The 15,209-nt window shown below is 70.2% G+C and carries 8 protein-coding genes; 4 read left to right on the top strand and 4 right to left on the bottom strand.

The genetic code is table 11. The features are described from left to right. Nucleotides 1–38 precede the first annotated feature (38 nt). Complete coding sequence (locus ACSFBF_RS30165; RefSeq protein WP_435473442.1) at nucleotides 39–1,763, top strand: ShlB/FhaC/HecB family hemolysin secretion/activation protein; 1,725 nt, start codon at nucleotides 39–41, stop codon at nucleotides 1,761–1,763. Nucleotides 1,764–1,781: 18 nt separating this feature from the next. Further along, nucleotides 1,782–7,187: a two-partner secretion domain-containing protein gene (locus tag ACSFBF_RS30160; protein WP_435473440.1), complete on the top strand. Its 5,406-nt coding sequence runs from the start codon at nucleotides 1,782–1,784 to the stop codon at nucleotides 7,185–7,187. A gap of 12 nt (nucleotides 7,188–7,199) precedes the next feature. On the opposite strand, the gene ACSFBF_RS30155 is transcribed toward ACSFBF_RS30160, so the two are convergent. Beyond that, nucleotides 7,200–7,835 (bottom strand): cysteine hydrolase family protein, encoded by a 636-nt coding sequence (locus ACSFBF_RS30155; RefSeq protein ID WP_435473438.1) that lies wholly within the window; start codon nucleotides 7,833–7,835, stop codon nucleotides 7,200–7,202. A gap of 102 nt (nucleotides 7,836–7,937) precedes the next feature. On the opposite strand from ACSFBF_RS30155, the gene ACSFBF_RS30150 reads away from it, so the two are divergent. Next, entirely contained in the window at nucleotides 7,938–8,903 is a 966-nt protein-coding gene (locus ACSFBF_RS30150; RefSeq protein WP_435473436.1) for a GlxA family transcriptional regulator, read from the top strand. Nucleotides 8,904–8,926: 23 nt separating this feature from the next. On the opposite strand, the gene ACSFBF_RS30145 is transcribed toward ACSFBF_RS30150, so the two are convergent. The 3 genes from ACSFBF_RS30145 to ACSFBF_RS30135 all read right to left on the bottom strand — a co-directional run bounded on the left by ACSFBF_RS30145 (nucleotide 8,927) and on the right by ACSFBF_RS30135 (nucleotide 14,008). Continuing rightward, nucleotides 8,927–10,897, bottom strand: a complete 1,971-nt coding sequence (locus ACSFBF_RS30145) for a hybrid sensor histidine kinase/response regulator (RefSeq protein ID WP_435473434.1) — start codon at nucleotides 10,895–10,897, stop codon at nucleotides 8,927–8,929. Next, complete coding sequence (locus tag ACSFBF_RS30140; protein WP_435473432.1) at nucleotides 10,894–11,964, bottom strand: ABC transporter substrate binding protein; 1,071 nt, start codon at nucleotides 11,962–11,964, stop codon at nucleotides 10,894–10,896. Before ACSFBF_RS30140 ends, ACSFBF_RS30145 begins: the two co-directional genes overlap by 4 nt. 154 nt (nucleotides 11,965–12,118) lie before the next feature. Next, on the bottom strand, nucleotides 12,119–14,008 hold the full coding sequence (locus ACSFBF_RS30135; protein ID WP_435473430.1) for an ATP-binding response regulator: 1,890 nt from the start codon (nucleotides 14,006–14,008) through the stop codon (nucleotides 12,119–12,121). Nucleotides 14,009–14,170: 162 nt separating this feature from the next. Here ACSFBF_RS30135 and phnD point away from each other — a divergent pair, with 162 nt between their 5' ends. Then, nucleotides 14,171–15,208 carry a phosphate/phosphite/phosphonate ABC transporter substrate-binding protein gene (phnD, locus tag ACSFBF_RS30130; RefSeq protein WP_435473428.1) on the top strand — a complete coding sequence of 346 codons (1,038 nt, stop codon included), beginning with the start codon at nucleotides 14,171–14,173 and terminating at the stop codon, nucleotides 15,206–15,208. Nucleotide 15,209: the final 1 nt, after the last annotated feature.

Here is a 15,209-nt window from a genome sequence, read left to right as displayed (position 1 = left end):
ACAAGAACACGCAACACAACGCGTGACGGAGCACTGACATGCGAGCCAGTCAACGCCCCACGCCAATTGCCTTCGCAGTCACAGCCTTGGTCAGCGCAACTCTGCTGATCGCAGCCCAGCGCACACACGCGGCCGAAACAGAGTCCGACGCCAACACGCTGCTGCCCACGCAAGACCCATGCGGCACCTGCGATCGCCCGCTGGCCCAGGCAACAGGTGCCGTCGCACCGCAGAGCCTGCCCGCACCGCCACGCCCGACAGGCGCGACAGGCGCGACATTCAAGCTCAACGACCTGCGGCTCAACGGCGTGAAAGCGCTGACAAACGAAGAGCTGCAAACCATCACCGGCCCCTACATCGGCCGTGACGTCACGCTCACCGACCTCGAAGAGCTGGCGAAAGCCATCACCGCGCGCTACAAGGAACGAGGCTACTTCCTCGCACAGGCCGTGGTGCCCGTGCAGACCGTGCGCGACGGCATCGTGGAGATCAGCGTCATCGAAGGCCGCCTCGGCAAGGTCGACGTGGTGGTCGCGCCCGATGCGCCCATTGCCGAATCTCGCGTGCGCGGTTTTCTCGCGCCGCTGCAGCCCGGTGAGGCCGTGAGCGCGCCGGCATATGAACGCGCGATGCTGCTGCTGTCGGACCAGCCCGGCGTCAAGGTGTCCTCGGGCCTGCAGGAAGGCTCGCAGGCCGGCACAACGGATCTGTCTGTCGAAGTGGCCGCCGCGCCGCGCTGGGCCTTCACGGCCGAGGCCGACAACCACGGCACCAAGGAGTCAGGCCGCTACCGCGTGGGCGGCACGGCACGCTGGCTCAGCCCTTTCGGCATCGGCGACAACCTCGACATGCGCGTGATGGTGTCCGACAGCAATGCGCTGCAATACGGCCGCATCGCGTACGAGGCGCCCATCGGCACCAGCGGGCTGCGCGCGGGCGTTGGCCTGTCGCGCGTGAGCTATGAGCTCGGCGGCCAGTTTGTCGACCTCGATGCGCGCGGCCGCGCCAACGTGCTCGACTTTTCGCTGAACTATCCGCTGATCCGCCAGCGCCAGCAGAACCTGTTCCTGCGCCTAGGCGTCGATGTGAAAGACCTTACCGACGAACTGCGCGCGGCCGACTTCAGCTCGAAGAAACGCGTCAACGGCCTGAGCCTTGGCTGGACCTGGGAGCGCCGCGACGAACTGCTGGGCGGTGGCTACTGGGCCAGTTCGGGCACGCTGTACCACGGCAACCTCTCGATCCGCGATCCGGAAAGCCGCGACTTCGACCGCAGCATTACCGGCCACAACACCGAAGGCGGCTTCACCAAGCTGAGCTTCCAGCTCTCGCGCCTGCAAGCCATCGTGCCGCGCCACTCGCTGTACCTGTCGCTGGGCGGCCAGTGGGCCAGCAAGAACCTCGACGCCTCCGAAAAACTCGCGCTCGGCGGCGCACGCGCGGTGCGCGCCTACCCCTCGGGCGAACTGCTGGTGGACCAGGGCGTGATCGGCACGGTCGAATGGCGTTGGTCGCTCAACGAAGAGCTCACGCCCTTCCTCTTCTACGACGCCGCGCACGGAAAGATCGTGCGCAACCCGACGCCCTACGACGGCATCAACAGCCACAGCCTGCGCGGCTACGGCGTGGGCCTGAGCTGGTCGCGGCCGGGCAATTTCTCGATCAACGCAACGCTGGCCTGGCGCGCCGGCACCCCGCCCGCGCAGACGGATGGCGGTGGGCGCAATCCGCGCCTGTATGTGCAGCTCATCAAGGCGTTCTGACCATCTGAAGGTTTCCCCATGACATCACGCGGCCCTTCTTTCATTTCGCACCGCTTGCCGCGCCTGCGCCCGCTGGCCCTGTCGCTGGCCTGCATCGGCTTCGGGCCCGCGCTGGCGGTGACGCTGCCCACGGGCTTTGTGCCTGTCGCGGGCGGTGTGTGCCTCGCGCTGGGTGGCGTCTGCGCGCCAGGCATGACGCAGGCGCCGAACGGCGCGACCACGTTGAACGTCCTGCAGAACACGAACCGCGCCATCGCCCAGTGGAACAGCTTCAGCGTGCCTTTGGGCTCCGCTGTCATCGTGCAGCAGCCGGGCTCGAGCAGCGTGCTGCTCAATCGGGTCACGGGCGGCGAGCTCTCCACCATCGCCGGCCAGCTCACAGCCAATGGGCGGCTCATCCTGATCAACCCCAGCGGCGTGATGTTCAGCCAGGGTGCGACAGTGAACGTGGGCGGCCTGATCGCCTCCACGCTGGCACTGTCGACCCCCGACCAGAGTTTCATGGACGGCGCCACCAAGCTCACGTTCGAGCGCCCCGACGCCAGCACCGCTTCGGTGAGCAACGCCGTCAACATCACTGCCACCGGCGGCGGCCCGGTGGTGCTGATGGGGGCCAAGGTCAGCAACACCGGCACCATCACCGCCGACGGCGGCACGGTCGCGCTGGCCTCGGGCCGCAAGATCACGCTCGACCTCGTGGGCGACGGGCTCACCAACATCGTCATCGCGCCCGACGCGATGGCCACCAGCGCGTCCGTCGAGAACAGCGGCACGCTGCAGGCCAATGGCGGGCGCGTGGCGCTGATGGGCAGCTCCGCCACGCTGGGTGAACTGGTGGTCAACCAGACCGGCACCGTGCGCGCGCGAACCATGGGCACGCGCAACGGCGAAATCTTTCTGGGCGGCGGGCCGGACAACCGGGTCGAGATGACCGGCGGCACTCTCGACGCCACGGGCGCCGCAGCCGGCGAGCGCGGCGGCACCATTCGCATCGTGGCGGGACAGGTGCAGCTGCAGGGCGGCGATGCCGAGCATCCGCAGGCAGTGGTCGATGCCAGCGGACAGGCCGGCGGCGGCACGGTCTCGGTACGCGGCTATGACGTGGCGCTGGCATCGACCTCGGCGCTGCGCGCCAATGCCACCGGCGAAGGCGCGGGCGGCAACATCGACGTGGGTACGGCCGCGGGCCAGACCCTGCCGGACGGCAGCGTTGCACCGGCGCGCGAATCGCGCGCACAGGTGTACGGCGAACTGAGCGCGCGCGGCGCCGGCAGCGGCAAGGGCGGCAACATCGCGACCGTGGCCGACGGCCTGCGGGTCGGCGGTGCGCGCGTCGATGCCGGAGGCGGCACGGCCGGTGGCGCCAACGGCAGCTGGCGCATCGAGACGCCCACGGGCAATCTCGACGTCGCCAATGCGACCGACGTTCCTGCATACGACGCGGGCTATCCCGCCTTCAGTTCCGGTGCGAGCGTCGACGCGGGCAGCGTCGGCAACGCGCTGGGCCGCGGCACCGACGTGACGCTGGCCAGTGGCGCGATCGGCGCCGGCACAGGCGTGAACTTCGGCCAGAACGTGCAGGTGGTGAAGCAGGAGGGTGGCACCGCCACGCTGCGGGTGGATTCCGCGGGCAGCATCACCATGAACAGCGGCGCCGCCATCTCGTCGAAGCAGGGCGCGCTGAACGTGGACTTCAACGCCGATTCGACGGGCGCCATCGCGGCGCGTGCGGCGGACGCCAGCAAGATTTCCGTCACCGGATCGCAGGACAACGAAACCGACTACGCGGGCGCCATCCGGCTCTCGGAAGCCACCATCGACGCCAACGGCGGCAACATCCGCTTCTTTGGCCAGGGCGATGCGCTCAATGGCCGTGCGGTGGGTGGCTCGGTCCCGAACGGCAGCGGTGGCAGCGAGTGGACCGAGGGCATCTACCTGACCGAAAGCACGCTCTCCACCAATGCCGGCGGCAACATCAGCCTGCGGGGGCAGGGCCGGTCCTGGGTCCGAACCAACGAAGGTGGCGATCCCAATTTCGTCTCCAGCGAAGGCGTTTCGCTCTGGTACAGCACGGTGAAGGCCGACGGCACCGGCACGGTGAGCCTCGACGGCGTCGGCGGTGTCGGCGCCACCGGGCTCAACGTGGCCTTCGGGACCTCCATCGCCTCGTCCGGCGGCGACGTGGTGCTCACGGGGCGCGGCACCGACTGGACCTCCGACATGCCGGTCGGCAACATCTTCAACCAGGCCGGCGTCTACATCGGTGGCTATTCCGTCGACGCCGGCGGCGACGTGCGGATCACGGGCACCGGCGGCAGCCTCGAGGCGATGCGGCAGAGCGTGGAGTTCGCCAACCAGGGGCGTTCGGCGGGCGGATCGGACGGCGTCGTTGTCTCCGACACCGTCATCACGGCCGGCAACGGCCGGCGCATCGACATCACCGGCCGCGCGGGCGGCGAAGGCTTCAGCGCCGCGCTCGACAGCGGCGGCGGCATCGTGCTGACACCCGACGGCAACCCGGTGTATGGCGTGGACATCGGCGCCCAGGGGCAGTCCAACGCGCTGCGTGCAGCGGGCGGCACCATCGCCATCGACGGCCAGGGCACCGATGTCGCGCTGCGCCTGAACTTCTCCTCCGATTTCGCCTTGGCGGCGCTCGATGCCGGCGCCGAGCCACCCACCGACGCCCTGGTCTCGGTCGCCAGCAGCACCGGCAAGGGCGGCAGCATCTCGATCAAAGGCCGCAACGTGCTGGTCGACGGGTTGGATTTTTCCGAAGGCGATCCGCTGATCGCACGTCTCGACGCCAGCGGCGCGACGGGCGGCGGCAGCATCGACATCGCGGCCACGAACGCGATCGCGCTCAGCGCCACCACCAGCCTGCAGGCCGATGCCGGCGCGGGCGTCGGCAACGGCGGCACGGTGAACGTGATCGCGGGCGACACGCTGCGCGCCTTCGGCAGCCTGTCGGCGCGCGGCGGCAGTGCCGGCGGCAACGGCGGCAGCATCGAGACCTCGGCGCAGCACTTCGACCTGACCGGCCTGCGCGTGGACGCATCGGCGCCCGTGGGCAGCTCGGGCTCCTGGGTGATCGATCCGTTCAACGTCAACATCGCGCATGGCACCGCCTCGGGCAGCCTCACGGGCAACCCCTTCGATCCGCTGGCCAACTCGACCATTCAGGACGGCGACATCAACAACGCGCTCGACGGTGGCACAAGCGTGACGATCACGACCGGCACGGGCGGCAACGCCTTCGACGGCAACATCACTTTCGCGGCCGATGCCGCCATCGTGCGCAGCAAGGGCGCCGCACCGCTCACGTTCGAACTCGACGCGGCGCACAACATCAACGCCTTCAACAACAACTCGATCCAGTCCAACTCCGGTGCGCTCAACGTGGTGTTCAACGCGGGCGTGGGTGGCCAGAACGGATCGATCTTTTTGAGCGGCATGACGATCGCCACCAACGGCGGCAACGTCACGATGACGGCCGACACCCGCCCGACGGGCAATACGGCCATCCAGATGACGAACACCACGATCGACACGCGCACCACGGCGCTGGGCGATGCGGGCCCCGGCGGCACGGTGCAGATCACAGGCCAGCGCGGCACGCCCACCTTCTCGGGTTTCACCGCGACGGTGCAGCTCAGCGGCGTCGGCATCCAGAGCAGCACCGGCGACGTGTCGATCTCGGGCACCGCTCCAGGCGGCACCGGCGTGCGCATCGGCGCGGGTACCGGGCCCAGCCAGATCCTCACCACAAGCGGCGACATCTCGATCTACGGCACCGGCAGCGGCGTGACGGACCCCAGCACCGGGGCGCTGGCCGTGCAGGCCGTCGACCTGAGCAACGTCACGGTGCGCAGCATCGACGGCAACATCGGCGTGCGCGGGCTCGTGACGCCCGGCGCCGCGAGCGCAACATCGGGCGGCGTGCTGATCGCCAACAACGCGCTGGTCACCACGCTGGGCGCGGGCAACATCGACGTCGCGGGCGAGTCGCAGGCCAATGGCACGGGCGTCACCCTCGGCACCGGCGGCCGCATCGACGGCAACAACAACGTGGTGCTGCGCGCGAGCAACGACGGTTCGACCGACGCGCTGGTGCTGACCGGCACGGTGCGCGCGGGCAATGTACTGAACCTGCGCCCCGGCGGCGTGGACGCGGCCGGCAACGCCGTCGACCGCACGGCCAACCCCATCACGCTGGGCGGCACGGCGGCCACGGGCTTTGCGGTCTCGGCCGACGAGTTCACGCGGCTCGATGCGCCCACCATCGTCGCCGGCAGCAATGCCCATGCGGCAGACATCAACGTCGTCGGGCCGCTGAGCGTGGCCAACGCGCTGACGCTGCAGAACGGCGGTGGCGGCAACATCCAGCTCGGCGGCGCACTTACGGCGTCGAAGGTCGGGTTGATTTCGGGCGGCAACATCACGCAGACAGCAGCCGCGCCGATCACAGCCGGCACGCTGCTGGCGCGCTCCACTGGCGGCAGCGTGCTGCTCGACCAGGCGGCGAACAACGTCAGTGCCGACACCGTGGGCGGCGGCGCGGCCGGCGCCTTCCGGTATGTCGATGTCGACACGGTGAAGCTGGGCTCGGTGAGCGTCACCGGCTACGACGCTGCGGGGAATGCGCCGCAGGTCGTGTCTGCCACTTCGATGGCGGCCGACACCGTGTTCGTGCGCACGCTGAGCGGTGACCTGCTGCTGGGCGCCAACGTGAGCAGCACCAACGGAGCCGACCTCGTGGCGGCCTCGCGCTTCCAGAACACCGGCGGCTACACGATCGGCGGCGCGCCGTGGCGCGTGTGGGCCGACACCTGGGTGGGCGAAACGCGCGGCGGCCTGGCGGGCTCGGGGCTGTACCCCAACCTGTACCACTGCGCCTACTCGGGCCTGTGCGCGGTGAGCATTCCCGCAGGCGCCAACCACTTCATCTATGCGCAGCAGCCGGTGGCAACGGTGGTCATCGCCAACGCGAGCCGGCCTTTCGGCTATCCGAACCCGCTGTTCAGCTACGGCATCGGCGGGCTCATTCTGGGCGACACGGGTGCGGGCTTCGCCGGCTTCCTGTTCTCGCCGGCGCTGCAGGCCAGCCCGCAGGGCGCGTACCCGATCAACGGAGCCTTCACCTCGGCCGAGGGCTATGCGGTCAACGTGGTGCCGGGCACCCTGTTCGTCGGCGGGCTGCCCAACCTGCCGCGCCCCGACGTGCTGCGCGACCTGCCCGCCACCTGGGTGTACGACCGCAACATCGGCCCGCCGCCGATCTGCTTTGCCACCGGGCCGCTGGAAGGCGACCGCGCCACGCAGGGCAGCGACGTGCTGGCGCGCGAATGGTCGCGCGTGCGCTCGCGGCCCAACCTGTCGAGTTGCGTCGACACCGAGAAGCGCAACGGCTGCGCGGATTTCTGACGCGCGCCCGGTTCAGGCGACGCCGCGTGCTCGGCGGTTGGACATCACGACGTTGTCCTTCGGGATGACCTGACCTTCGCGCATCGCAGAGATCCACGCATCGGTCGAGGTCACGGCAGCGAAGTTGCTGTGGAAGACCACGCTGAAGACGCGATGGATCTCTTCCGCCGTGACCTTGCCCGCCGCGTTCTCGTACGGCAGCGCACCACTCGCGTCGGCCAGAAACTCCACGTTCAGCCCGCGGTGCATGGCCTCGAACACGGTGGAGGCATCGCAGTTCTGCGTCATGTAGCCGGCCACGCTCAGCGTGTCGATCTCGTGGCGCGCGAGCCAGTCGGCGAAGTCGGTGCCGGTGAACACGCTCGGAAAGCTCTTGGTGATGAGGTGGTCGTGCGGGCGCTTCGCGATCTCGGGGTGCAGCTGGCCGTTGTGCGTGTCGGCCTGGAACACCGGCGCGCCCTTGGGGGCATGGTGGCGCACCACAACCACGGGCGTGCCGGCGGCGCGGGCAGCGTCCATGGCCTTTGTTACGTTCGGCAGCGTGTCTTCGATGGGCGGGAACTCGATCGGCAGGCCGCCGCCTTCGAAGTATTCGTTCTGCACGTCGATCACGACGAGGGCGCGGCGTGGGGTTGTGGTGTTGCTCATGAAATACTCCTTCTCTCTCTGGTTGTTCGGATGGCCTGATTCTTCGCCTTTGCACCGCTTTCCGACAGTGGCCCGAAAGCCATTCATCAATAAGATCGGGCCATGCGCAATCCGGCCATCGAAACCATCGCCGTCGTCGCCTTCGACGGCATCAGCCCCTTCCACCTGTCCGTGCCCTGCATGGTCTTCGGCGAAGACCGCACGGAGGCCGGCGCGCCGCGCTTTCGCATGCGGGTGTGCGCGCCGGAGCCCGGAGCGCTACAGACCAACGCGGGTTTCACGCTCGTGGTGCCGCACGGGCTCGAGGCGATCCGCCGGGCGCAGATCGTGGTGGTGCCTTCGTGGCGCGACGACGGCGGCGCGGCGCCGCCCGAGCTGATCCGCGCGCTGCAGGCCGCGCACCGGCGCGGCGCCACCGTGGTCGGCCTGTGCCTGGGCGCCTTCGTGCTGGCCGAGGCGGGGCTGCTCGACGGCCGCCCCGCCACCACGCACTGGAAGCTGGCGCCGGCCTTCGCGAAGCAGTATCCGAAGGTGCAGCTGCAGCCCGAGGTGCTGTACGTGGACGACGGCAGCGTGCTCACTTCCGCCGGCACGGCCGCGGGCATCGATTGCTGCCTGCACCTGCTGCGCGTGCGCTACGGCGCCGAGACGGCCAACCGCGCCGCGCGGCGCATGGTGGTCGCGCCGCACCGGCAGGGCGGGCAGGCGCAATACATCGAGCAGCCCGTGCCCACAACAGCCGAGCGCGACCGCCTCGCGCCGCTGCTGGAGTGGCTGGGCGGGCACCTCGACACGCCGCACGAACTCGACGACCTTGCGCGGCGCGCGCTCATGAGCCGGCGCAACTTCACGCGGCGCTTTCGCGAATCCACCGGCACCACCGTCGGCCAATGGGTGCAAAACCAGCGCCTTGCGTTGGCGCAGCGGCTGCTGGAGACCACCGACCATCCGGTCGAGCGCGTGGCGACCGGCGCCGGCTTCGGCTCGGCGGTGTCGCTGCGCAAGCATTTCATGTCGGCGTTCAAGGTGTCGCCGACGGCGTATCGCCGGCAGTTCTCGCGGGCGTAGACACAGAAAGAAAGCGCCGGGGGTCAGGCGATGTGCACGTGCCGCCGCGTGGTCAGCAGCGCCCGCAGCTTCGCCGGCGCAACCGGCTTCGTCAGCAGCATCACCCCGCCATGGCGCAGCCGCTGCAGCACCTCGGGCCCGGTGGCGCCCGACACCAGCACCGCCAGTGCATCGGGCTGCAGGCGCTTGGCGGCGTCGATCACGTCCACGCCGTCGCCTTCGCCCGCCAGTTGCAGATCGCACAGCACGGCGTCGTAGTGGATGTCGCCGGTGCCAAGCCGTGCGATGGCTTCGGAGCCGCTGGTCACGCATTCGACCTGGCAGCCCCATTGCTCCAGCAGCGCGCGGCTGCCGTCGAGGATGGCGGGGTCGTCGTCCACCACCAGGCAGCGCAGGCCGGCCAGCGGCGCGGGGGCGAGCGGCGGCGGCTCGGGCGGCGTCACGTCGGCCAGGCGCGCGGCGGGCAACGTGAAGCTGAAAGTGCTGCCTGCCTGCAGCGCCGAGCGCACGGTAATGCGGGTGCCCAGCAGCGCGGCAATGCGCGCGCAAATGGCCAGCCCCAGCCCGAAGCCGCGGCGCCGGTCGCGCTCGGTGTTGGCCACCTGGTAGAACTCTTCGAAGATGCGCCCCTGGTGGATCGGCGCGATGCCCACGCCGTTGTCGCGCACCTCGATGCGCACGCCGGCCGGGCTGCGCCGCGCGGCCACCAGCACCGTGCCGCCCTCGGGCGCATGGCGCAGCGCGTTGGTCACGAGGTTGCCGACGATGCGCCGCAGCATCGCCGCATCGGTGCGCACGGCCAGGCCGCGGTCGCTCCAGCGCAGCCGCACGCGGGCCTCGACGGCGGTGGCGGCGTGCTGCGCATCGAGCTGGTCGAACAGCGCGGCGAGTGGCACCTTGGCGATCGCCGGCGTCAGCACCTGCGCGTCGAGCCGCGAAATTTCGAGCAGGTCGTCGAGCAGCACGCCCATGAACTCGGTGCTCTCCTGCAGCCGCAGCACGGCCGGGCGCTGCGTGGGCGATGCGCCCGGCAGCAGGCCGTCGATGAACAGGCCCATGGCATGCAATGGCTGGCGCAGGTCGTGGCTCGCGGCTGCCAGAAAACGTGCGCGCGACAGCGCTGCCTGCTCGGCCTCGGCCATGCGCTGCAATGCGACGGCGGTGGCCTCGCGCACGCGCTCTTCGCTGACCTGTCGGTTGCGTTGCAAACGCTCGGCCAGCCGGTCGATGTCGTGCGCGAGCACCGCGAGCTCGTGCGTGCCGCGCGTGCCGCCCTCGACCACGTCGCAGCGCACCTCGAAATGCCCCGACTCCAGCGCCGCCACCGTGCGCGACACGCGCCGCAGCGGACGCGCCACCGTGCGCGCCATGTGCCGCACCGAGGCCCATGCCGCCACCAGTGCGACGAGCGCGATGCCGATGCCCGCGAAGAGCGATCGGCTGCGCTCGCGCGTGTAGGCGGTGGTGTCGCGGAAGGTCTGCACGAGGCCGATGGGCGTCTCGCCCGCCGCGGTGGAGCCGGCGGGTGCGAAGGCGCTGGCGCGCGAGGCCTCGCGCAGCGTGACCGGCGAGGTGAACATGCGCAGCTGCGCCAGCGACGGTGTCTTGGGCCCGGCCGTGACGTACACGCCCGCGCTGTTGCTGATCTCCACGCGCGTCACCTGTCCGCCGCGCAGCGCCGCATTGGCCACGTTCTGAAGCGCCGGCAGGTCGCCGGCATAGAGGCTCAGGTCGGACATGGCCGCCACCTGCCGCGCGACGGCCTGGCCTTCGGCGTCGAAGGCGGCTTCGAGGGTCTGCAGCCGGTTGTGCGTGAACCAGCCCGTGAGCGCCAGCGCCACCGCCGCGCACGGCACCACGCCGAGGCGGAACAGATCGCGCTGCAGGTTGCCGCGCACGACCAGCGTGTGGGGCGACTGGGGCGGCGGCGTGGGCGTGGGCGCACCGGCCCCGTTTGTTCCCGGCGGGCCTTGAGAGTGCGGTGCGGTGCTCATCGCGGGGCTGCGAGCCGGTCGGTCAGTTCCCGTTCCTCCAGCATGCGCAGGCCGAGTCCGCGTGCCACGGTGGCGTTGACGCGCACGGTGGCGGGCGTTGCCGCTTCCACCAGCGGCGCATTGTTGTTGCTGCTGCCCGTGCCCGCGCTCGCCACTTTCTGGCCGAGCAGTCGGGCCTGCTGCGCGAGTTGCGACGGTGTCGAGACCGCCGCGGCCAGGCCGCCCGAGCGCACCAGTCCTTCGCTTGCGCCGAACACCGGCAGGCCCGCGCTCGCGCCAGCGCGCAGCACCGAGAGCGTGGCCGCCTGGCTGTCGCCGATCAGGTCGGGCAGCACCATCAGCGCATCGCTCAGCGGCACCACCTGGCGCAGGGCGTTGGCGAGCGACTTGGCGTCGGGCGCATATTCCACGCGCAGATCCCACGGCGGGTTCGCGCCTTGCGCCGCGCGCTGCAGTTCGCGCACCAGCGGCTCCGACTCGGGCGTGGCGACCACGCCGATGCGGTGCTTCTGCGGCAGCACGGCGGTGATCAGCGCGAGCTGGTCGGCCATGGCCGGGTCGCGCAGCAGCACGCCCACGCGCCGGTCGCCGCGCCGCAGGGCAGGGCTGCTGGCCTTCAGGGTTTCGTATTCGAGCCGGCTCAGCATCGCCAGCACCAGCGGCTCCTGGCCCGGCCGCTCGACGGCGGCGCGCGCGGCGGCGGGGCCCACCGCCATGGTGAGCGGTGCGTCGGAAGCCGTGCGCAGGCTGCGCGTGCGCACGCCGGCGTTCGCGGCGCGCTCAGTGTCCGCGGCCTCGGTGGACGGTTGCGGCTCGGCGCCCCCCGGCGTGAGCCGCACCAGCTCGAACTTGCCGCCGGGCTCCTGGTCTGCGCGCAGCTGCTGCACGAACTCGGAAGACGCCGCCGCATCGTCGCCCATCAGCACCGTGAGGCTGGTGGCCGAGGCCGGGGCAGCGAACAAGACAGACGAGACAGCAGCACCGGCCCACGCGAAGCCCACGGCCAGCACGGCGCGGCGCAACCTTCCGGAGAAGGGCGAGAGAAAGGAATTCACGGCAACAAACATGGACTGCTTCCGCAGCGAGGGGCGATAGTCCAATGTAAGGACGGACCCGGCTTGGCGCGATAAGGCGGAGGGCTTATGTCCGTGTCGGCGAGGGCCTGCTCGTGTGACGGATTTCACACGGTGGCAGCCGCACGGTCTATGTCCGATGGACTACCTACGCACCTACCGCCAGGGCTGCGACGGCCCTTTGTGCCTGGATGGCCTGGCGCAGCACGCGCGGCGACACCGGCTTGTAGAGCACCGTGATGCCCGCGCTCGCCACTTCGCGCAGGCGGTCGGGCTTGGTCTCGCCGGTGACGAGCAGGCGCGCGGTGCCGGGGCCGATGCCGCGCGGATGGCGCTCCAGCGCGGCGATCACGTCGAGCCCGTTGTCGCCGCCTTGCAGCAGCAGGTCGCTGATGACCACGTCGGGTGGCTGCTCCCAGGTGTCGGCCAGCGCCAGCGCCTCGGCGCGGTTCTGCGCGGGCAGCACTTCGGCGCCCCAGTTCGACAGCACCACCGTCAGGCCTTCGAGGATGGTGCGCTCGTCGTCGATCACGAGGATGCGCACGTTGGCCAGGCTTTCTTCTTCCTCGATGGCGGCAACGGCGGGCGAGCCCGCTGGCGGCGGCAGTACGGCTGGGGCCGAGCGCACCAGCACTCGCACGCAGGTGCCCTTGTGCAGCTTCGAGCTCAGCTCGACGCGCGTGTTGAGCAACTCGGCCAGGCGCTGCACCGTGGCCAGGCCCAGCCCCATGCCGCGCGCGCCGCGCGCCGCCTGGCGGCCGGTGGGCTCCACCTGGTAGAACTCCTCGAACACCCGCGCCTGGTGCTGCGCGGCAATGCCCACGCCGGTGTCGACCACGTCGATGCGCACGCCCCTGCCGCGCCGCCGCGCGCCGATCAGCACGCCGCCCTCGATGGTGTGGCGCAGCGAGTTCGACACCAGGTTGTTCAGGATGCGCGACAGCATCACGTAGTCGCAGCGCACCCACATGTCGGTCTTGCGCACCACCAGCCGCAGGCCCTGCTGCTCGGCCACCGGGCGGAAGTTGCGGCTGATCTCCTCGAACAGCCGGTCGAGCGGAAAGTCGATCCACTGCGGCTGCAGCACGCCCGCGTCGAGCTGTGACAGGTTCAGCAGCTCCGAGAACAGCCGGTCGAGCGAATCGACGCATTCGCGGATGTGGCCGATGCGCTGCAGCTTCACCGGGTCGTGCTCGCCGTTGGCCAGCCCGTCGGAGAACAGCGTGAGCGCATGCAGCGGCTGGCGCAGGTCATGGCTGGCGGCGGCCAGCAGGCGGGTCTTGGCCTGGCTGGCCACTTCGAGCTGCTGGTTCTTGCGGGCCAGCTCGGCCGTGGCCTCGTTGATGCGGCTTTGCAGCAGCCGGTGGCTTTCCGCGAGCGCGCGCGCGGCCTGGTTGAAGCCGTGCTGCAGGTGGCGCACTTCGGAGGTGCCCTCGATGGCCACGCTCGCGTCCTCGCCCGCGCCGAGCCGGTCGACCGCCTTGCCGAGCGCGCGGATCGGCTCGCTGATGCGCCGCGCTGCCCACCAGCCCGCCAGGCTCACGCCGAAGAGGCTGATCGCCAGCACCAGTCCCACGTTGAACCAGACCGAGCGCCGCGCGCTTTCCACCGCGGCCAGGCTCATCTCGACCATCACCTGGCCGTTGTGGCGGCCGTCGTCGCCCACGATGGGCACCACCACCTGCAGGCCGTCGGCGCGGGCGCGGTCGACGGTTTCGGAGTTGGCCACGATCTCGCCGTCTTCCGTCCAGATCTGCACCTGCTGCACGTTGGGCTGGTAGGTGCCCGACTGGGCGGTGCGCGCCAGCGCGCGGCGGTCCATGCGCGCCAATGGCGCCTGCGCCACCGTGGCCACCTGCAGGGCCACCGTTTGCGCATTGGCGCGCATCAGCTCGGTGAGGTTGCCCAGGTGTTGCCGCGTCAGCACGGTGATGGCCGCCAGCGTGGCCAGCGCCGCCGGCACCAGCGCCAGCAGGATCAGCTGCTGGGCAAAGGTCAGGCGGGCCAGGCCGCGCAGGACGCGGAAGTTCCAGTTCATGGGGGCAGCGGACGCATGGGCGCCGAGCTTGGGGGAGCGGTCCGGAACTGGCAAGACAGGAAAAACATCACAAAAATTGCTTGCAATTGATATTTAATGGCGTCCGCGTTGCCCATGTTAGACCCGCCGGTGCGCAACGGCCCTATCTCTTTAGGACCAGAAATGCAGGCTTCCATGCGCCGATTCGTCGGTTTCTCCGGTGCCCTCCGAGCGGCGGCACTGGCCTTGTTCATGGGCTTTCCGCTGTGGGCCGCGGCCCAGGCTGCCCCCCCGCCGGACGCGCCGATCCGCTTCGGCATCCTGCCGCTCGGAGGCGCCTTCGAGTCGCGCAGCGACTGGGAGCCGCTGCTGGCCGAACTGAGCCGCGCCATCAACCGCCCGGTGAGCGTGCTGTCGGTCAACTCGTACGAGGCGCTGGAGCAGGCCATCCAGCGCGACGAGGTCGACATGGCCTTCCTGTCCGGAAAGATGGCGCTCGACGCCGTGACCCAGCGCCGCATGAAGGTGGTGGCGCAGGTGGTGCGGCACGACGGCCTGCCCGGCTACCGCGCGCTGCTGCTGTCGCGCAAGGCGCCGCCCTTCAACTCGATGAAGAACATGCTGGACCAGCCCGAGCGCTGGCGGCTGGCGCGCGGCGAGAAGCAGTCGATGTCGGGCTTCATCGTGCCCCAGCTGCAGTTCTTCCTGCCGAACCACATCGTGATGGAGACGCGCTTTCGCAGCGAGATCGTGGGCACCCACCAGGCCAACGCGCTGGCCGTGGCCAACAGCGAGGCCGACGTGGCCACTAACAACACCGCCGACTTCGAGCGCTTCAAGCTGCGCTTTCCGGCCGAGACCGAGCGGCTGCAGGTGCTGTGGGAGTCGGACCTGATCCCGCACGCGCAGATCGTGGTGCGCCGCGAATACACGCCCGAGCTGCGCAAGCGCGTGCAGACCTTCCTGACCAGCTACGGCCGCGCCAAGGGGCCGCGCGGCGACGCCGAGCGCCTGGTGCTCAAGTCGCTGCACGACCTGGCCGGCTTCGTGGCCGCCGACAACAGCTCGCTGCAGCCCGCGGCCAAGCTGGCCTACCAGCTCGCCAGGCAGAACGCCATGACCGCGCAATGGGTGAACGACGCCGCGCGCGAAGCCCGCCTGCAGCGCATCGAGAGCGGCTATGCGGAACAGGTCAGCGTGCTCAAGGACGTGACGCCGTGAC

The organism is Variovorax nivicola (assembly GCF_051216475.1).
Classification (GTDB): Bacteria; Pseudomonadota; Gammaproteobacteria; order Burkholderiales; family Burkholderiaceae_C; genus Variovorax.
This window is presented reverse-complemented; position numbering and strand designations above follow the sequence as displayed.

Coding starts and splice junctions, on each gene's coding strand:
- ACSFBF_RS30165 (WP_435473442.1), top strand. CDS start 39: ATGCGAGCCAGTCAACGCCCCACGCCAATTGCCTTCGCAGTCACAGCC.
- ACSFBF_RS30160 (WP_435473440.1), top strand. CDS start 1,782: ATGACATCACGCGGCCCTTCTTTCATTTCGCACCGCTTGCCGCGCCTG.
- ACSFBF_RS30155 (WP_435473438.1), bottom strand. CDS start 7,835: ATGAGCAACACCACAACCCCACGCCGCGCCCTCGTCGTGATCGACGTG.
- ACSFBF_RS30150 (WP_435473436.1), top strand. CDS start 7,938: ATGCGCAATCCGGCCATCGAAACCATCGCCGTCGTCGCCTTCGACGGC.
- ACSFBF_RS30145 (WP_435473434.1), bottom strand. CDS start 10,897: ATGAGCACCGCACCGCACTCTCAAGGCCCGCCGGGAACAAACGGGGCC.
- ACSFBF_RS30140 (WP_435473432.1), bottom strand. CDS start 11,964: ATGTTTGTTGCCGTGAATTCCTTTCTCTCGCCCTTCTCCGGAAGGTTG.
- ACSFBF_RS30135 (WP_435473430.1), bottom strand. CDS start 14,008: ATGAACTGGAACTTCCGCGTCCTGCGCGGCCTGGCCCGCCTGACCTTT.
- phnD (WP_435473428.1), top strand. CDS start 14,171: ATGCAGGCTTCCATGCGCCGATTCGTCGGTTTCTCCGGTGCCCTCCGA.